The organism is Streptomyces flavofungini (assembly GCF_014650815.1).
Lineage (GTDB): Bacteria > Actinomycetota > Actinomycetes > Streptomycetales > Streptomycetaceae > Streptomyces > Streptomyces flavofungini.
Genome location: NZ_BMVR01000002.1, coordinates 405,772 through 423,627, shown reverse-complemented (window position 1 = coordinate 423,627; position 17,856 = coordinate 405,772). Strand labels below are relative to the sequence as shown.

Sequence of the window (17,856 nt, the reverse complement as noted above, 5' to 3'; positions counted from 1 at the left end):
CCCCTGATGTCAGTGGCCGCCGCTAGCCTCTCTGACGTGTCTCCTCGCCTCACCGACCCCGAGCAGCTCAAAGAGCTCCTCGGTATCCCGTTCACCCCGGAGCAGACGGCCTGCATCACCGCGCCGCCCGCCCCGCAGGTGATCGTGGCCGGAGCGGGGTCGGGGAAGACCACGGTGATGGCCGCGCGCGTGGTGTGGCTGGTCGGCACCGGCCAGGTCGCCCCGGAGCAGGTTCTCGGCCTGACGTTCACGAACAAGGCGGCGGGCGAGCTGGCCGAGCGGGTGCGCAAGGCCCTGATCAAGGCGGGCGTCACCGACCCCGAAGCCGCCGACCCGGACAACCCTCCGGGCGAGCCGGTCATCTCCACGTACCACGCGTTCGCGGGCCGCCTCCTCACTGACCACGGCCTGCGCATCGGCCTGGAGCCCACCGCCCGCCTCCTCGCCGACGCCACCCGCTTCCAGCTCGCCGCCCGCGTCCTGCGCGAGGCCCCCGGCCCGTATCCCGCGCTGACCCGCTCCTTCCCCGACCTCGTCAGCGACCTCCTGACCCTCGACGGCGAACTGGCCGAGCACCTGGTGGCCCCCGACCGCCTCCGGGCGCACGACATCGACCTCCTTCGCAGCCTGGCGGGCGCCAAGCTCACCAACGCCGACCTGCGCAAGGTCCCCGATACGGCCACCGCCCGCCTCCAGCTCGCCGAACTCGTCGACCGGTACCGCACGGCCAAGCGCGCCCGCGACCTCCTTGACTTCGGCGACCAGATCGCGCATTCCGCGACCCTCGCCCGCACCCGCCCGGAGGTCGGCGAGATCCTGCGCGAGGAGTTCCGCGTCGTCCTCCTCGACGAGTACCAGGACACGTCGGTGGCCCAACGCGTCCTCCTGGCGGGCCTGTTCGGCGGCGGCACCGGCCACCCCGTGACGGCGGTCGGCGACCCCTGCCAGGCGATCTACGGCTGGCGCGGCGCCTCCGTGGCCAACCTCGACGACTTCCCCGACCACTTCGCGCACGCCGACGGCCGCCCCGCCGCGCGCCACGCCCTCAGCGAGAACCGCCGCAGCGGCGGCCGCCTCCTCGCCCTCGCCAACGGTCTGGCCGCGCCGCTGCGCGCCCTGCACGCGGGCGTGGAGGCCCTGCGGCCCGCCCCGGGCGCCGAGCGCGACGGCAGCGTGCGCTGCGCCCTGCTGCGCACCCACAGCGAGGAGATCGACTGGATCGCCGACTCCCTCGCCCACCTCGTGGCCACCGGCAAGGCGCCCGGCGAGATCGCCGTCCTGTGCCGCACGGCAGGCGACTTCGCCGAGATCCAGGCCGCCCTCGTCGCCCGCGACATCCCCGTAGAGGTCGTCGGCCTGTCCGGACTGCTGCACCTGCCCGAGGTCGCCGACCTCGTCGCCGTCTGCGAAGTCCTCCAGGACCCGGGCGCCAACGCCTCCCTGGTGCGCCTCCTGACCGGCCCCCGCTGGCGCATCGGCCCGCGCGACCTCGCCCTCCTGGGCCGCCGTGCCCGCCTCCTGGTGCGGCACAGCGCGCCCGACGGCCCCGAGGACGCCGACCGGCGGCTCGCCGAGGCCGTCGAGGGCGTCGACCCGTCCGAGGTGATATCGCTCGCGGACGCCCTCGACACGTTCCTGGAGGCCCCCGGCGACGGCTCCGGGGACGACCGGCTGCCGTTCTCCGCCGAGGCACGCGTGCGGTTCGCGCGCCTCGCCACCGAACTGCGCGAGCTGCGCCGCTCCCTGGCCGACCCGCTGATGGACGTCCTGCACCGCGTGCTCGCCGTCACCGGCCTCGAGGTCGAGCTCTCCGCGTCCCCGCACGCCCTGGCCGCGCGCCGCCGCGAGACCCTGTCGAACTTCCTGGACATCGCCGCGTCCTTCGCCGCCAACGACCCCTCGGCCTCCCTGCTCGCCTTCCTCGGCTTCCTGCGCACCGCCGCCCAGTACGAGAAGGGCCTCGACAACGCCCTGCCCGGCGGCGAGAACACCGTCAAGGTCCTCACCGCCCACAAGTCCAAGGGCCTGGAGTGGGACGTCGTCGCCGTCCCCGGCCTGGTCACCGGCACCTTCCCGAGCACGCAGGGCCGCGAGAAGTGGACGGCCCAGGCCAAGGTCGTCCCGCACGCCCTGCGCGGAGACTCCGACACGCTCCCCGACATCGACGCGTGGGACGCCAAGGGGATGAAGGCCTTCCACGCCGACATGAAGGACCACCAGCACACCGAGGAACTGCGCCTCGGGTACGTCACGTTCACCCGCCCCCGCAGCCTCCTGCTCGGCTCGGGCCACTGGTGGGGCCCCACCCAGAAGAAACCCCGCGGCCCGTCCGACTTCCTCAACGCCCTGCACGACCACTGCGCGGCGGGCCACGGCGAGATCGAGGCCTGGGCGGACGAGCCGGGCGAGGACGAGGAGAACCCGGCGCTGTCCGAGAAGGCTGCCGACCACGCCTGGCCGCTGCCGCTCGACGCCGACTCCCTGGCCCGCCGCCGCGCCGCCGCGGACACCGTCCTCGCCCACCTGGACCGCCTCGCGGCCGACGACGCCCGCTCCCACGAGGAGCCCCACCCCGCCGCCGACCACACCCCTCCGTCGGCCTTGGCCGAGCCTCCGGAGTACGCGGCGGACCCGGATTGGCCGCCACCGCCGGACGACGAGGAGATCGCTGCCTACGAAGCCGTCGACAGCGCAGACATCGACAGCGCGGACATCGGCCGCGCGGACGTCGATTTCGTAGGCATCGACCACGAAGGCGCGCGCTACGAAGCCACCGGCAGCGAACCCGCCCACGAGACCAGCGGCGAGAACCCCTTGGAGTGGGACTCCTGGTCCACGGAGCGCCCGACGCTGCCCCACCCGACGCCCACGGCACACCCGACCCACACGGCGCCCACCGCGTCCGAGGAGGAGCCGCTCGCCAGGGACGCCATCCCCCACGCCCGCGTGCACCGCACGACCCCCCACCTCACCCCGGAGGAGACCCGCACCCTCGCCTCCTGGGACCGCGACCTGGACGCCCTCACCGGCGAGCTGCTGCGCGCCCGCGAGAGCGTCCGCGACGTCCTCCTGCCGACCACCCTCACCGCCTCCCAGCTGCTGCGCCTGGCCGGTGACCCGGACGCCCTCGCGCAGGAGCTCGCGCGGCCCATGCCCCGGCCGCCGCAGCCCGCGGCCCGCCGCGGCACCCGCTTCCACGCCTGGGTGGAGGCCCGCTTCGAAGAGCTGCGCCTTCCCATGCTCGGCCCGGAGGAGCTGCCGGGCGGCGGCCCCGGCGAGGCGGAGATCGCGGACGAGCGCGACCTGGAAGCGCTCAAGGCGGCCTTCGAGCGCACCGAGTACGCCCGCCGCACCCCGCACCGCGTGGAGTACCCCTTCCAGCTCGCCCTCGCGGGCCGTGTCATCCGCGGCCGCATGGACGCCGTCTACAAGACCGGCGACGGCGACGACACCACGTACGAGATCCTCGACTGGAAGACCGGCCACACCCAGGACGCCGACCCCCTCCAGCTCGCCGTCTACCGCCTGGCCTGGGCCGAGCAGCACGGCGTACCGCCCGACTCCGTAGGGGCCGCCTTCCTCTACGTACGCAGCGGCGAGACCGTCCGCCCCGCGAACCTGCCGGGCCGGGCCGAGCTGGAGCGGATGCTGCTCGGAGAGGCCGCCGAGGCCGACGGACAGCGGGGGGAGCGGCCACCCGACCGGACCACTCCCATGGGCCGATAGGCTCGTGACCATGAGCAATCCCGTTGACAGCGTCGTCAGCGTCGTCAGCACTGTGCGCGCGTACCTGGACGACCACCGTGCCGCCTTCCTCGACGACCTCGCCGAGTGGCTGCGCGTCCCGTCCGTGTCGGCGCAGCCCGACCATGCGGCCGACGTGCGCCGCAGCGCCGACTGGCTCGCCGGGCGGCTCACCGCCACCGGCTTCCCGACGGTCGAGGTGTGGGAGACCGCCGGCGCCCCCGCCGTCTTCGCCGAGTGGCCCTCCGGAGACCCGGACGCTCCCACTGTCCTCGTCTACGGCCACCACGACGTGCAGCCCGCCGCCGTCGAGGACGGCTGGGACAGCGACCCCTTCGAGCCGGTCGTCCGCGACAACCGGCTCTACGCGCGCGGGGCCGCCGACGACAAGGGCCAGGTGTTCTTCCACACCCTCGGCGTCCGCGCCCACCTCGCCGCCACCGGCCGCAGCGCGCCCGCGGTGAACCTGAAGCTGCTCGTCGAGGGCGAGGAGGAGTCCGGCTCCCCGAACTTCCGCGCCCTGGTCGAGGAGCGCGCCGAGCGCCTCGCCGCCGACGCGGTGATCGTCTCCGACACCGGCATGTGGTCCAAGGACACCCCCACGGTGTGCACGGGCATGCGCGGCCTCGCCGAGTGCGAGATCGAGCTGTCAGGACCCGACCAGGACATCCACTCCGGCTCCTTCGGCGGCGCCGTGCCCAACCCGGCGACCGCTGCCGCCCGCCTGGTGGCCGCGCTGCACGACGAGCACGCGCGCGTGGCGGTACCGGGCTTCTACGAAGGCATCGTCGAGCTGACCGACCGCGAGCGGGAGCTCTTCGCCGAGCTGCCCTTCGACGAGGCCGAGTGGCTGCGTACGGCCAAGTCGCACGCTCCCTACGGAGAGGCCGGACACACCACCCTGGAGCGCATCTGGGCCCGTCCGACGGCAGAGGTCAACGGCATCGGCGGCGGCTACCAGGGCCCCGGCGGCAAGACGATCATCCCGTCGAGCGCCTTCCTGAAACTGTCGTTCCGGCTGGTCGCGGGCCAGGACCCGGCCCGCGTGGAGAAGGCCGTGAGCGCGTGGGTGGCCGCCCAGCTGCCCGCGGGCATCGGGCACACCATCACCTTCAGCGGCGCCACGCGCCCCTGTCTGACGCCGCTGGACCACCCGGCCCTGCAGTCCGTGGTGCGCGCCATGGGCCGCGCCTTCGAGCAGGACATCCGTTTCACCCGGGAGGGCGGTTCGGGACCTGCGGCCGACCTCCAGGACGTCCTCGGGGCGCCCGTGCTGTTCCTGGGCATCTCCATTCCCTCGGACGGCTGGCACGCGCCCAACGAGAAGGTCGAGCTCGACCTGCTCCTCAAGGGCGCGGAGACAAGCGCCTACCTGTGGGGCGACCTCGCGGAGCACTGGCGCGGCGCCCACTGAACCGGCGAAACGTGTCGCGCACCGCGATGCACACTGAAGAGACCCGCTCGCTGAACCACCCATTCCATCGGGGGAGTTGGAAGCACCAGTGACCACCTGGACCGACCGCGCAGCTGACCGTCCCGTCTCGCTCACCGCGCCGAGCGGCATCGACCGCGCGGCCCATCACCGACTCGACGAGGCCTGGCTCGCCGCCGCGTGGAGCCACCCGTCGACCCGGGTCTTCGTGGTGTCCGGCGGCCAGGTGCTCATCGACGAGACCTCCGACGGCCGCACGGAACTCGTGATGACCCCGTCGTTCGAGGCGCCCCTCACCGAAGCGCACCGGTACTTCCTGGGGACCGACGACGACGGCGTGAGCTACTTCGCCCTCCAGAAGGACACGCTGCCCGGGCGCATGGACGCGTCCGCGCGCGCGGCCGGACTGCGCGAGGCGGGCCTGCTGCTTTCGCCGCGCGACGCGGGCCTGATGGTGCACGCCGTGGCCCTGGAGAACTGGCAGCGCATGCACCGCTTCTGCTCGCGCTGCGGCGAGCGCACCGTCATCGCGGCGGCCGGTCACATCCGCCGCTGCCAGGCCTGCGGCGCCGAGCACTACCCGCGCACCGACCCGGCCGTGATCATGCTGGTCACTGACGACCAGGACCGCGCGCTCCTCGGCCGCCAGGTGCACTGGCCCGAGGGCCGTTTCTCGACGCTCGCGGGCTTCGTGGAGCCGGGCGAGTCGATCGAGCAGTCCGTGCGCCGCGAGGTCTTCGAGGAGGCGGGCGTCACGGTCGGCGACGTCGAGTACGTCGCGAGCCAGCCCTGGCCGTTCCCCTCCAGCCTGATGCTGGGCTTCATGGCGAGCGCCACGTCTTCGGAGATCGACGTCGACGGCGAGGAGATCCACGAGGCGCGCTGGTTCTCCCGCGACGACCTGCGGGCCGCCTTCGAGTCCGGGGAGGTGCTGCCTCCCTACGGCATCTCGATTGCGGCCCGCTTGATCGAGCTCTGGTACGGCAAGCCCCTGCCGCGGCCCGGCACGCTCGGCTGAGCCGCGCGCGCCGTCCGGCCCGCGGATCAGGCGGTGAGCTTCTGCTTCACCTGGGCCAGCGAGGGGTTGGTCAGCGTCGAGCCGTCCGGGAAGAGAACGGTGGGAACCGTCTGGTTGCCGCCGTTCGCCTTCTCTACGAAGGCCGCGGAGTCCGGGTCGTGCTCGATGTTGACCTCTTCGTACGTGATGCCCTCGCGGTCCATCTGGCTCTTCAGCCGGCGGCAGTAGCCGCACCACGTGGTGCTGTACATCGTCACAGTGCCCGGCATGTCTCTCGCGCTCCTTAAGGCTCGGGGTGCGTCACCGCACGTCGTGTGCGTCGCCGCACTGACTCGAACGTACGCGACCCGGTCACCATTCCCGCATTAGTACGACCGCGGGCGCCCCCCTGTGGACAACCGGCTCTCGACCCCCGTGGGACCTGGCAGCATGGCGGGGTGACAGCAGCAACGCACTCCACCCTCTTCCCACGGGTCCCGGACACCGCCGACGCCGTGCTGGACGGGCTCGACCCGGAGCAGCGCGAGGTCGCCACCGCCCTGCACGGGCCGGTGTGCGTGCTCGCGGGCGCCGGCACGGGCAAGACCCGTGCCATCACGCACCGCATCGCCTACGGAGTGCGGGCCGGGATCCTCCAGCCCACCAGCGTGCTCGCCGTCACGTTCACCAACCGCGCGGCCGGGGAGATGCGCGGCCGCCTGCGCCAGCTCGGCGCCACCGGCGTCCAGGCGCGCACGTTCCACTCCGCCGCCCTGCGCCAGCTCCAGTACTTCTGGCCGAAGGCGGTCGGCGGCTCGCTGCCCCGCCTCGTCGAGCGCAAGGTCCAGCTCGTCGCCGAGGCCGCGGCGGCCTGCCGCGTCCGCCTCGACCGCAACGAGCTGCGCGACGTGACCGGCGAGATCGAGTGGTCCAAGGTCACCCAGACCGTCCCCGCGGACTACGCGGCCGTCGCGGCCAAGTCCGGCCGCGACACCCCCCGCGACCCCGCCGAGGTCTCCCAGCTCTACGCGGCGTACGAGGACCTCAAGCGCGACCGCGCGGTCATCGACTTCGAGGACGTCCTGCTCCTGGCCGTCGGCATCCTCCAGGACCGCCACGACATCGCCGAACAGGTCCGCTCCCAGTACCAGCACTTCGTGGTCGACGAGTACCAGGACGTGAGCCCCCTCCAGCAGCGCCTCCTGGAGCTGTGGCTCGGCGAGCGCGACAACCTCTGCGTCGTCGGCGACGCCAGCCAGACGATCTACTCCTTCACCGGCGCGACCCCCGACCACCTGCTGAACTTCCGCACCCGCCACCCAGGCGCCACCGTCGTCAAGCTCGTCCGGGACTACCGCTCCACCCCCCAGGTCGTCCACCTCGCCAACGGCCTGCTCGCCCAGGCCGTCGGCCGCGCCGCCGACCACCGCCTGGAACTGATCTCGCAGCGCGAGCGCGGCACCGACCCCGTCTACGTGGAGTACGCGGACGAGCCCGCCGAGGCCGAGGGCGCCGCCCGCCGCATCCGCGCCCTGATCGCCGACGGCGTCCCCGCGGGCGACATCGCGATCCTGTTCCGTACGAACTCCCAGTCGGAGATCTACGAACAGGCTCTGGCCGACCTAGGCATCCCCTACCTGCTGCGCGGGGCCGAGCGCTTCTTCGAGCGCACCGAGGTCCGCGAGGCCGGGGCGGCCCTGCGCGGCGCCGCCCGCTTCGGCGGCAACGACACCCTGCTGGACGACATGGTCGACCTGCCCTCGCAGGTGCGGGCCGTCCTGTCCACCAAGGGCTGGACGCCCCAGCCGCCCGCGGGCTCCGGCGCGGTCCGCGACCGCTGGGAGTCCCTGGCCGCCCTGGTGCGCCTCGCGGAGGACTTCGCAGCCGCCCGGCCCGACGCCACCCTGGCCGACCTCGTGGCCGAGCTGGACGAGCGCGCCGCCGCCCAGCACGCCCCCACCGTCGAGGGCGTCACCCTGGCGTCCCTGCACGCGGCGAAGGGCCTGGAGTGGGACGCCGTGTTCCTGGTCGGCCTGGCCGAGGGCATGATGCCGATCACGTACGCCAAGACCGACGAGCAGGTCGAGGAGGAGCGCAGGCTCCTGTACGTGGGCGTGACCCGCGCCCGCGTCCACCTGTCCTTGTCCTGGGCCCTCTCCCGGTCCCCGGGCGGTCGGCCCAACCGGCGGCCCAGCCGCTTCCTGGACGGCCTGCGCCCCGGCTCGGGCACGGCCGCCGGGGCGCGCGCGGCGGGCGGGCCCGGCGGCATCGAGCGCGGCACCGGCCGCGGTGGCGAGCCCGGCGCCGCCGGGGCGCCTCGGGAGCGCCGCCGGGGCAGCCGCAGCCCGGCCCGCTGCCGCGTCTGCGGCCGCACCCTCACCGACGCCGGCGAGATGAAGCTCATGCGCTGTGAGGACTGCCCGTCGGACATGGACGAAGGGCTCTACGAGCGACTCCTGGAGTGGAGATCGGGCCAGGCGCGGCGCCTGGGCCAGCCTCCGTTCTGCGTCTTCACGGACAAGACTTTGATCGCCATCGCGGAGGCCGTGCCGGAGGACGAGGGCGAGCTGGCCCGCATCCCGGGCGTCGTCGTGCGCAAGCTGCGTCACTTCGGTGCCGACGTCCTTGCTATCTGTGCAGGTCAGGAGCTTGCGGACGACGACGAGGCGAGCTGATTCAAATTCGTCGAAAAAATAGTTTGCGCATGCGCAAGGAAGACCCATAGGTTCTTAAGCACGGGAACGGCGGCTTCTCCGAAGCCCTGGTCCCGTGCTGTACTTGTCAGTCCGAGGAACGGTTTTGGCCGCTCCCCTAGACGCCGAGAGGAGGCGATTCCAGTGATCAGCAACAACGAGAGCTTCATCAGCACCGTCAAAATGACCGATCGCTCGGTCGTCGCTTCCTGCCTGCTCGGCTTCTCGAACCAGGGCACCGGTCTGTCCGTCGGCAATGCCGCTCTGTCTCTCGGCACCGCCGCCGTGCGTCCGGCGGCCCCCGCCCTGCCTCTGTCGGGTCTCGAGATCCGTGAGGGCAATGAGCGACCGACCAAGGCACCGGAAGCGGTAGTGACGGCACAGGCAGACGCCTATGTCTTCGCGGCAGCCGGTGCCGGATTCCGGAACAAGACGACGCAGCAGCAGCACCACACGATGTGGGCCTTCCGTGGGCTCGAACCCTGGAGTGATCCAGTCTGATCTCGATCAGACCGGCGCCTTCAGGGCCGCGGAACCCCACCCGGGATCCGCGGCCCTTCTGTTTTCCCCAAAACAGGGAGACGGAGCGAAGGGGCTGAGCAAGACCCGGTACCAGCCGCCAACCGGCCGACCCAGGCCGGCACGACCAGACGAGGAAAACACCACCGTGCAACTCGAAGCGCACGCCCCGTCCGTACCGCCTTCAGACACGATCCCCCCGCCCGTTCCCACGGAGGACACGACCTTGACTCCCCTCACCGCGCTCACCGCGCTCGACGACGCCATCGAGAACCTCGGCGTACCCGTCCCCTGCCGTGCCTATGACCCGGAGGTCTTCTTCGCCGAGTCTCCGGCCGACGTCGAGTACGCCAAGTCCCTCTGCCGTACCTGCCCGCTGATGGAGGCCTGCCTGGCCGGCGCCAAGGAGCGGCGTGAGCCGTGGGGCGTCTGGGGCGGCGAGCTGTTCGTCCAGGGTGTGGTCGTGGCCCGCAAGCGGCCGCGTGGCCGTCCGCGGAAGAACCCGGTCGTGGCATGAGTACCGCCGGAACCATCGATCGCCCCGTGACGCACGACCCCAAGAAGCAGGCCCCGATGAAGGCACCCACCAGCGAGCCCAGTGGCTCCGCCATCTCAGACTTCTCCACCACCGGCGCGACCGGCTCGCGCCAGAACAGGACCCGCGAAATGCAACTCATCCCAGAAGCCCTGGCCCGTGCGCATATGCACGAACGCCTGCGTGAGGCCGAGCAGCACCGCCCGGCCGCCCGCCTGATCGCGGCCCGCCGCATGCAGCGCCGCGCCGAGCGCGCGTCCCTGCGCGCCAGGCGTGCCCTCGCCATCGCGGTCATGCAGTAGTTCCACGAGCCCACAGGCACAGCCGAAGCTCCCGGTGAGCTTCACGGAAGTAACCCCGCGGGGGCCGGTCCGAACGGACCGGCCCCCGCGGTGCGTTGTGCCCACCGATCCTCCGGCGGCGGCGATAGGCTCACCGCGTGGACCAGCAGCCTCCTGAACCTGCGGATGCCCAGTACGACGTCAAGAGCGACACCGAGAACGTCGTGTGCTCCCGCTGCGGCACGGTCGCCGACGGCCGGCCCCCCACCTGGATCTGCTCCGTGGAGAACGGCGCCCGGCGCTACTTCTGCGACGCCTGCTCCCGGGACAACATCCGTGCGATCGAGGGTCGCCTCGACTCCGCCTGGTGGTGAGCCGTCCCCGGCCTGCCCGATGTCACCCCTGGCAGGCCGCCGTGTTGGGCATGTACCCGAGGTCGACGGCCGCCGGGACCGCACCGCCCGCGGCGCGCACCGCGCCCAGCAGCTCCGGGAGCTGCGGCGGCCACATCGGCTCGGCGGCGTCGGCCAGCTCCTGCGGCGTCCACCAGCGCCAGCGCAGGATGCCGTCCTCGGCGTGTGCTGCCGCGGCCTCACTCGTGGGTGCGCGTCGTGGTCCGCGGGCCAGATAGATGTGCTCGTGCTGACGCACCGGCACCCCCGCACGGGTGAAGTCGTGTTCCCACGTGCACAGCAGGGCTCCCGGCCGCACGTCCGTCCAGCCGGTCTCCTCGCGCAGTTCGCGCAGCACCCCCGCCCGCGGCGCCTCGTCCGGACCCAGGCCGCCGCCGGGCATGGCCCAGTGGACGCCCACTTCCTCGTTGTCGTACCCGAAGAGGAAGACCGCGTCGTCCGGGGCGATCACCGCAACCCGGGCCGCGCGCCGGGGTGTTCTCCGCACGGTCACGCCTCCGCCGCCGCTTCCGCCAAGCCGTCGTCCTCCAGGCCCTCCGTCGAGTCGGCCTTCTCCTCGCCCTCCCGCACGACGAACCCCGGCAGCCACTCCTCCAGTTCCTCCCGCATCCGCACCGTCGCGCCGAGCTGACACAGGACGCCGATGGTGCTGAGCGTCACGCGGTGGATCAGGAGGTACGACGGGGGGAGGTTCAGCCGCTTGCCCAACTGGTGGGCGGGGGAGCGGGGGTCGGCCACTCGGGCCGCCTGGCTGCGCATCCAGCCGCGGGTGAAGGTGAACTCCTCCGCCACCGCGGGCTCGATGATCGGCAGCAGATAGTCGAGGACGGCCTCCGGCTCCAGGTCGACGGTCTCCTTGACGAAGTTCTCCTCGCACAGCATTTCGTAGACCGCGTCCGCCTCGCCCTCGACGGTCATCCGCAGCGAGTCGCCGATCGTCGGGGGAAGCCCGCCGGGCAGCCGGTCCACCGTGCCGAAGTCCAGGACCCCGAGCCGCCATTCGCCCTTCTCGCCGGGCAGCAGACGGAAGTTGCCCGGGTGCGGGTCGGCGTGCAGCAGGCCCGTGCGGGCCGGGCCGGAGAAGAGGAAGCGCGTCAGGAGCTGGCCCGCGCGGTTCTTCTGCTGCTGCGTCCCCTCCGCGATCACCTCCGACAGCGGCACCCCGTCCATCCACTCCGTCACCAGGACCTGCTCGCTCTGGTGCACCACGTCCGGCACCACGACATCCGGGTCGTCCGCGAACTCCTCGGCGTGGGCCCGCTGGGCCTGTGCCTCCAGGCCGTAGTCCAACTCCTCGGAGACACGGTCGCGCAGCTCGGCGATGAGCGGCTTGATGTCCATGCCCGGGATCAGCGGGCCCAGGACCCGGGCGAAGCGGCTCAGTTGGTTCAGGTCCGAGAGCAGCGCCTCGCCCGCGCCCGGATACTGCACCTTCACCGCGACGTCACGCCCGTCCTCCCACACCGCCCGGTGCACCTGGCCGATCGAGGCCGCCGCCGCGGGCTTGTCCTCGAACTCCTGGAAGCGCTCGCGCCAGTCCGGGCCGAGCCGCTCCGCGAGGACCGCGTGCACGGTGCGCGTCGGCATCGGCGGTGCCGCTTCCTGAAGCTTCGTCAGCGCCGCCCGATAGGGCCCCGCCACCTCTTCCGGGAGCGCCGACTCGAAGACGGACAGCGCCTGCCCGAACTTCATGGCGCCGCCCTTCAGCTCGCCGAGGACCTTGAACAGTTGCTCCGCCGTGCGCTGTTGCAGCTCACGGCCGACGATCTCCGCCGACTTGCCGCCGATGCGTTTGCCGAGCCCCCAGGTCGCCCGCCCGGCGAAGCCGAGCGGCAGCGCGGCCAGCTTGGCGGTACGGGTGACCGCCTTCCGGGGAAGATCAGACATGCGCCCCTCCAAATCCCAGACAGCCGCGCCCTTTCAGGCGGTTACTCGGCCATTGTCTCGTGCGGCTCCCGATCCACGGAGGTGTGCTCCCCCTTTACTTGCTCACTCGCCCCACAAGGGCAGGAACCATGGGCCCGCACGCGGTGCCTGCGCCAGTCGAAGCCGGGCGTCGACGCCTCCCAGCGCAGCCCCGCGAGCGCCGGCTCGGCCCCGTCCAGAAAGGCCAGGGCGTGCGCGGCGGCGAGTCCGGAGACCGCCGCCGCGAGGGCCAGGTCGCAGGCCGGGATCTGACGGCGACGGCCCGAGCGCCACTGGGCCAGCATCCGCGGCCAGGCCGCGTCCGCGTCGGCGCGGTCCAGGGCGAGGCAGCCCGCGCAGGCGGTCGTGCCGGGCAGGACCAGAGGGCCGACCACGCCGGTGCCCTCGATCACTCCGGCGTACAGATGCGGGGTCCCCGCGGCGATCAGGGGCTCGGCGGCGGCCGGGTCGGGGGCGAAGGCGTCCAGGCCGTCGCGCGGGGCGAGGACGACCAGGGACCAGGCGCGCTCACCGTCACCCCGGTCCTCGGGATGGCGGGGCGGGCGGCCGGGAGCCGCGCGCCGGGCGGCCGTTCTCGCGGCGGCGTCCCTGCGCTGTCCCACGGAGTCCGGTGGCAGCCCGCCGGGGGCGACGTCCCACGGCTCGACGCAGCCGCCGTCCATCACGTCGACCTCGCCGACCCCGGCCCCGGACAGGACCGAGGCGATGACCGCGCCCACCCGGCCGCCGCCCTTGACGCGCACGCGGGTGGCCCGGCGCGCGGCCATCGTGCGGATGCCCTGGTTCGGCTCCGGGGTGACGGCCGACAGCGCGGCGAGGTCGGGGCGCAGCCGGTCCATGACATCCGTGCGGGCACGCAGGGCGTCGGCCGCCGGGCCCCCGCCCGTCGCGTCGTCGAGCAGTCCGGCCCGGGCCAGCCGCTGCAGGAGCCGGTCCACATGGCCGTCCGGCAGCCCTATCTTCTGTGCCTCCTCGCGCAGCAGAGGCAGCCCGCGGGTGCCGTCGAGGAGGGTGAGGAAACTTCCCGTCGCCGTGTCGACGGGGCCGAGGACCCGGGCGTGGGCCCGTGTCGCCCCGAACTGGACGGTATTCAGATCGCGCCAGCCTCGGCGCAGGCTCGGCTTCAGGATCGGATGCATGGTCGGCCCCCCGTCGGTCCGGCCGGACGCCGTGCTCGCCGCCGTCCTGCCGCTCGAATGCCAGAATGCCCGGCCGGACCCGGGCGTGCGCTCGGTTGTCCACAGGCGGTGAGTACTTGTCGTACTAATGCAGCGCATGGGGAGTGGATCGGGACCGAACCGTCCCGGAGGCGGGACTTCCCCCACGCCAAGCGGGTAACGTCGTGGCGTGCCCGCCGACCCACTGCACCGCGGAAGCCCACAGCGCAGCGCGACCAGCCCGCCGTCATCCGGCTCGGCGGCGAGCGCGGTCGAGGTGCGAAGGAGCGCCCGCCGCCGCAGAACGGTCTCGGCGTACCGGGAGGGCGACCGGACCGTCGTCCTCATCCCCGCCCGGATGTCCGAGGCGGAGGAGCAGCGCTGGGTGGGCGTCATGCTGGACAAGCTGGCGGCGCAGGAGAGCAAGCGGGTGCTGGGCGACAGCGAGCTGTCCGAGCGGGCCCAGCGGCTGTCCGAGCAGTTCTTCGAAGGCCGGGCCCGGCCTTCGTCCGTGCGCTGGGTGACGAATCAGAACACCCGGTGGGGCTCGTGCACCCCGTCGGAGGGCAGCATCCGGCTCTCCCACCGGCTGCAGGGCATGCCCGAGTACGTGGTGGACTACGTACTGCTCCATGAGCTGGCGCACCTCCTCGTGCCGGGGCACGGGCCCCGGTTCTGGCGCCTCCTCGACGCGTATCCGCGTACCGAGCGGGCCCGGGGCTACCTCGAAGGGGTGGTCGCGGCGGACCGGCTGCCGCATCTTCCGGCCGCCCGGGAGGAGTGAGGGGCGCCTGGTGCGCCGGTTGTGTACCGGGTCTGTACCGACGTCGTCCACTGTCGGACGGAGCGGTTAGCCTGGCGCGACGCAACCACTCGGGATGGGGGACGGTCGTTACGTATGGCCAGGGAATTCCAACGCGGCCACAAGGCCAAGATCAGTGACCTCACTGCGGGGACCGATCTGTACGTAGGCGTGCACATCGCTGCCCCCGGGGTGACCTTCGACATCAGCTGCTTCGGCCTCGACGCGAGTGAGCGGCTGTCGGACGACCGTTTCTTCATCTTCTTCAACCAGCCGAAGTCTCCGGAGGAGTCGCTTCAGCTCCTGGGCGCCCAGGCCGGTGACGACGAGTCCTTCCGCATCACGCTGGACCGGATCCCGCCGCAGATCCAGAAGCTGTCGTTCACCGCGGCGATCGACGGCGCCGGGCAGATGTCGCAGCTCGCCTCCGGGTACATCCGGATCGTGGCCGGCGGCGAGGAAGTGGCCCGGTACGCGTTCAACGGCTCGGAGTTCTCCACCGAGCGCGCCCTGATGCTCGGCGACTTCTATCTGAAGGACGTGTGGCGCTTCGCCGCGATCGGGCAGGGCTTCGACGGCGGCCTGGACGCGCTGATCAGGAACTTCGGCGGCGAGGTCGCCGAGGAGGAGCCCGTGGCGCCCGAGCCGCAGGCGGCCCCCGGCTTCGCGCCGCCCGCCGGTGCGGCGGCGCCTCCCGCGGCCGCGGCACCCCCCGTGTTCGGCGCGCCCGCCGGTCCCGCCACGCCGCCCCCGGCTCCGGTTCCGGCCCCCGCCCCCACACCCGCCCAGCAGTTCGCGCCCCCGGCCGCCACGCCGCCGCCCGCCCCGGCCCCCGACCCCTCGGTGCATGCCGCGCAGACCATCGTCGCGCCGCTCAACCAGCCGGGCGCGCAGCCCCAGGGCCAGCCCTACGGCCAGCCCGGCCAGACACCGCCCCCGCCGCCGGGCTACGGCCAGCAGCCGTCCGCACCGCTGCCGCCCGGCTACGGCCAGCCGTCGGCACCGCCCCCGCCCGGCTACGACCAGCAGCAGCCCGCGGCACCCCTGCCGCCCGGGTACGGCCAGCAGGCCGCCGCGCCCGCGCCGCCCGGCTACGGTCAGCCGCCGCAGGTCCCGATGCCCGGCCAGATCCCCGGCCAGGCGCCCGCCCCGTTCGGCCAGGCCGCCCCCGGCGGAGCCCCGCAGGGCGCCCCGCAGACCGCCGGTGTGGCCGCGGCCCTCCAGAAGTACCGCGAGGCGGGCACGGGACAGCGCTGGACGCAGCAGAACGAGAAGCTGATCCGCGTCGACCTCGGCGTCGGCGGCCAGCCGGTGCTCGCCCGCCAGGGCAGCATGGTCCTGTACCAGGGCAAGGTCGAGTTCGGCTACAAGGGCGCGGGCTTCCAGGGCCGCATCGTCGGCAACGCGACCGGCCAGGAGATGCAGCTCATGCGCTGCTCCGGGCGCGGCCAGGTCTTCCTCGCGGAGGAAGGCACTCACCTGCACCCCGTCGAGCTCCAGGGCGACGCGATCTGCGTCTCCGCGGAGAACGTCCTCGCCTTCGACGAGACGCTGCAGCACGAGGTGCGACGCATCGAGGGCCACGGGATTCCCGGTGGCGCGCTGTTCGTCATGCAGTTCCAGGGGACCGGCACGGTCGTCGTGAAGACGCACGGCATGCCCGTGGTGCTGCCGGTCACGCCGACGACGTTCGCCGACTGCCACGCCGTCGTCGCCTGGTCGGCCGCCGCGCAGGCGATCGTCTCCAGCCAGGTCAGGCTGCGCGGCAACGCCTCCGCGGGCTCCACGGGGGAGAGCGTGAACCTCCAGTTCCGTGGCGCGCCCGGCAATTTCATCGTCGTCCAGCCGTTCGAGGTCTGAGGGAGCCCGTCATGAACCAGCAACTTGCGGGCTTTGCCCCGGCACCCGTCGCCGCCCGCATGGAGAACCACGGCCACCACATGGTCAAGGTCGCCATGCAGACCGGGAACGACCTCCTCGCGCGCGTGGGGTCGATGGTCGCCTACGAAGGCTTCGTGCAGTACGAGCCGAACCCGCCCGCCGTCCGCCAGATCGCGCGCGACTGGATCACCGGCGAGGGCGCCCCCCTGATGAAGTGCTCCGGAGACGGCCTGCTGTACCTCGCCGACTACGGAGCCGATGTCGTCATCATCAACCTGGCGGGCGACTCGCTCTCCGTGAACGGCACCAACCTGCTCGCCTTCGACGCGAGCCTCCAGTGGGGTGTCGAGCGGGTCAAGGGCCTGGCGAAGTTCGCCGGGCAGGGCCTGTGGAACATCAAGGTCTCCGGTCAGGGCTGGGTGGCGCTGACCTCCCGCGGCACGCCGATCGTCGTCGACTGCGGCCGCGGCGAGGACGAGACGTACGTGGACCCGGACGCGCTGATCGCCTGGTCGCCGAACCTGAAGGTGAAGGGCAAGCGCAGCTTCAGGGCCGGCTCCCTGATCGGGCGCGGCAGCGGCGAGGCCTACCAGATGGGCTTCTCCGGCGAGGGCATCGTCGTCGTACAGCCCAGTGAGGACAGCACCGACCGCCTCCGGATCCGGAGCTGAGGGGGAGCAACACACCATGCAGAGCTCGCTTTTCGCGCACGCTGAGCAACAGACTCAGGAGCGCTACTCCGTCCAGAACCCGCAGCTCCTGCGGGTCGCCCTCGAAGGCCACGACGACGTGCTCGCCCGCAAGGGCTCGATGGTCGCCTACCAGGGGCTCATCGAGTTCGACGCCGAGTTCCAGAGCCGGGGCCAGCAGCGTGCCCGCGCGCACACCGGCGAGGGCCTGGACCTGATGCGCTGCCACGGGCAGGGCACCGTCTACCTCGCGAACCTCGCTCAGTACATCCACCTGGTGGACGTGGACCAGGACGGCCTGACGGTGGACAGCGCCTATGTCCTCGCCATGGACTCGTCCCTCACCCACCAGGTCATCGCCGTGGACAGCCAGTACGGCATCTCCGGCTCCGGGAAGTACCAGCTCAACATCACCGGGCGCGGCAAGGTCGCCCTGATGACGTCGGGCCAGCCGCTGATGCTCCAGGTCACCCCGGACCGGTACGTCAACGCCGACGCCGACGCGATCGTCGCCTGGTCCAACGGCCTGCGGGTGCAGATGCAGGCCCAGACGCACTCCTCGGGCGTGTGGCGGCGGCGCGGCAACACCGGCGAGGGCTGGGAGCTCAGCTTTATGGGGCAGGGTTACGCCCTCGTCCAGCCCAGCGAGATGCTGCCGCCGCAGCACGCCAACATCGGCCAGGGCGCGCGGGCCCAGTTCGGCATGGGACAGCAGGGCGCCCGGGGGCAGAACCAGGGCAACGTCTGGACCTGATTCCCCAGGAGACATGGGTAAGGGGCGGTCGCC

16 protein-coding genes are annotated in these 17,856 nt (G+C 72.6%); 12 read left to right on the top strand and 4 right to left on the bottom strand.

Going from position 1 to position 17,856, the window contains the following annotated elements; genetic code table 11:
• The first annotated feature begins 36 nt into the window (after positions 1–36).
• From IE274_RS05710 to nudC, 3 genes are all read left to right on the top strand, one after another.
• The gene (locus IE274_RS05710; protein ID WP_190114459.1) at positions 37–3,726 is read left to right on the top strand and encodes an ATP-dependent DNA helicase; all 3,690 of its coding nucleotides are present in this window, start codon (positions 37–39) and stop codon (positions 3,724–3,726) included.
• 10 nt (positions 3,727–3,736) lie between these two features.
• Positions 3,737–5,158 (top strand): dipeptidase, encoded by a 1,422-nt coding sequence (locus IE274_RS05705; RefSeq protein ID WP_190114458.1) that lies wholly within the window; start codon positions 3,737–3,739, stop codon positions 5,156–5,158.
• An 88-nt stretch (positions 5,159–5,246) separates the two neighbouring features.
• Entirely contained in the window at positions 5,247–6,194 is a 948-nt protein-coding gene (gene nudC, locus IE274_RS05700) for an NAD(+) diphosphatase (RefSeq protein WP_190114457.1), read from the top strand.
• Positions 6,195–6,220: 26 nt separating this feature from the next.
• On the opposite strand, the gene IE274_RS05695 is transcribed toward nudC, so the two are convergent.
• Positions 6,221–6,463, bottom strand: a complete 243-nt coding sequence (locus IE274_RS05695) for a mycoredoxin (RefSeq protein WP_190114456.1) — start codon at positions 6,461–6,463, stop codon at positions 6,221–6,223.
• 168 nt (positions 6,464–6,631) lie between these two features.
• Here IE274_RS05695 and IE274_RS05690 point away from each other — a divergent pair, with 168 nt between their 5' ends.
• The 5 genes from IE274_RS05690 to IE274_RS05670 all read left to right on the top strand — a co-directional run bounded on the left by IE274_RS05690 (position 6,632) and on the right by IE274_RS05670 (position 10,575).
• Positions 6,632–8,848: an ATP-dependent DNA helicase UvrD2 gene (locus IE274_RS05690; protein WP_190114455.1), complete on the top strand. Its 2,217-nt coding sequence runs from the start codon at positions 6,632–6,634 to the stop codon at positions 8,846–8,848.
• Between the two features lie 162 nt (positions 8,849–9,010).
• Complete coding sequence (locus IE274_RS05685) at positions 9,011–9,367, top strand: hypothetical protein (protein ID WP_190114454.1); 357 nt, start codon at positions 9,011–9,013, stop codon at positions 9,365–9,367.
• Between the two features lie 166 nt (positions 9,368–9,533).
• Entirely contained in the window at positions 9,534–9,902 is a 369-nt protein-coding gene (locus tag IE274_RS05680; protein WP_190114453.1) for a WhiB family transcriptional regulator, read from the top strand.
• On the top strand, positions 9,899–10,222 hold the full coding sequence (locus tag IE274_RS05675) for a putative WhiB-interacting protein (RefSeq protein ID WP_190114452.1): 324 nt from the start codon (positions 9,899–9,901) through the stop codon (positions 10,220–10,222). The genes IE274_RS05680 and IE274_RS05675 overlap by 4 nt, the downstream gene beginning before the upstream one ends.
• A 137-nt stretch (positions 10,223–10,359) precedes the next feature.
• Positions 10,360–10,575: a hypothetical protein gene (locus IE274_RS05670; protein WP_190114780.1), complete on the top strand. Its 216-nt coding sequence runs from the start codon at positions 10,360–10,362 to the stop codon at positions 10,573–10,575.
• 22 nt (positions 10,576–10,597) lie between these two features.
• On the opposite strand, the gene IE274_RS05665 is transcribed toward IE274_RS05670, so the two are convergent.
• The 3 genes from IE274_RS05665 to IE274_RS05655 are packed head-to-tail and all read right to left on the bottom strand — an operon-like array spanning position 10,598 to position 13,679.
• Entirely contained in the window at positions 10,598–11,101 is a 504-nt protein-coding gene (locus IE274_RS05665; RefSeq protein WP_229909248.1) for an NUDIX hydrolase, read from the bottom strand.
• Between the two features lie 2 nt (positions 11,102–11,103).
• Positions 11,104–12,501: an ABC1 kinase family protein gene (locus IE274_RS05660; protein ID WP_190114450.1), complete on the bottom strand. Its 1,398-nt coding sequence runs from the start codon at positions 12,499–12,501 to the stop codon at positions 11,104–11,106.
• 41 nt (positions 12,502–12,542) lie between these two features.
• Positions 12,543–13,679, bottom strand: coding sequence for a TOMM precursor leader peptide-binding protein (locus IE274_RS05655; protein WP_190114449.1), 1,137 nt, complete (start codon positions 13,677–13,679; stop codon positions 12,543–12,545).
• Positions 13,680–13,887: 208 nt separating this feature from the next.
• Here IE274_RS05655 and IE274_RS05650 point away from each other — a divergent pair, with 208 nt between their 5' ends.
• From IE274_RS05650 to IE274_RS05635, 4 genes are all read left to right on the top strand, one after another.
• Positions 13,888–14,481: a M48 metallopeptidase family protein gene (locus tag IE274_RS05650; RefSeq protein WP_190114448.1), complete on the top strand. Its 594-nt coding sequence runs from the start codon at positions 13,888–13,890 to the stop codon at positions 14,479–14,481.
• Between the two features lie 114 nt (positions 14,482–14,595).
• Positions 14,596–16,359, top strand: a complete 1,764-nt coding sequence (locus tag IE274_RS05645) for a TerD family protein (RefSeq protein WP_190114447.1) — start codon at positions 14,596–14,598, stop codon at positions 16,357–16,359.
• 11 nt (positions 16,360–16,370) lie between these two features.
• Positions 16,371–17,051, top strand: a complete 681-nt coding sequence (locus IE274_RS05640) for an AIM24 family protein (protein ID WP_030359826.1) — start codon at positions 16,371–16,373, stop codon at positions 17,049–17,051.
• 16 nt (positions 17,052–17,067) lie between these two features.
• On the top strand, positions 17,068–17,823 hold the full coding sequence (locus tag IE274_RS05635; RefSeq protein WP_190114446.1) for an AIM24 family protein: 756 nt from the start codon (positions 17,068–17,070) through the stop codon (positions 17,821–17,823).
• Positions 17,824–17,856: the final 33 nt, after the last annotated feature.

Excerpts from the sequence above, each read along its gene's own strand:
- IE274_RS05660 (WP_190114450.1), bottom strand. The coding sequence starts at position 12,501 with ATGTCTGATCTTCCCCGGAAGGCGGTCACCCGTACCGCCAAGCTGGCC.
- IE274_RS05675 (WP_190114452.1), top strand. The coding sequence starts at position 9,899 with ATGAGTACCGCCGGAACCATCGATCGCCCCGTGACGCACGACCCCAAG.
- IE274_RS05705 (WP_190114458.1), top strand. The coding sequence starts at position 3,737 with ATGAGCAATCCCGTTGACAGCGTCGTCAGCGTCGTCAGCACTGTGCGC.
- IE274_RS05640 (WP_030359826.1), top strand. The coding sequence starts at position 16,371 with ATGAACCAGCAACTTGCGGGCTTTGCCCCGGCACCCGTCGCCGCCCGC.
- IE274_RS05655 (WP_190114449.1), bottom strand. The coding sequence starts at position 13,679 with ATGCATCCGATCCTGAAGCCGAGCCTGCGCCGAGGCTGGCGCGATCTG.
- IE274_RS05635 (WP_190114446.1), top strand. The coding sequence starts at position 17,068 with ATGCAGAGCTCGCTTTTCGCGCACGCTGAGCAACAGACTCAGGAGCGC.
- IE274_RS05695 (WP_190114456.1), bottom strand. The coding sequence starts at position 6,463 with ATGCCGGGCACTGTGACGATGTACAGCACCACGTGGTGCGGCTACTGC.
- IE274_RS05645 (WP_190114447.1), top strand. The coding sequence starts at position 14,596 with ATGGCCAGGGAATTCCAACGCGGCCACAAGGCCAAGATCAGTGACCTC.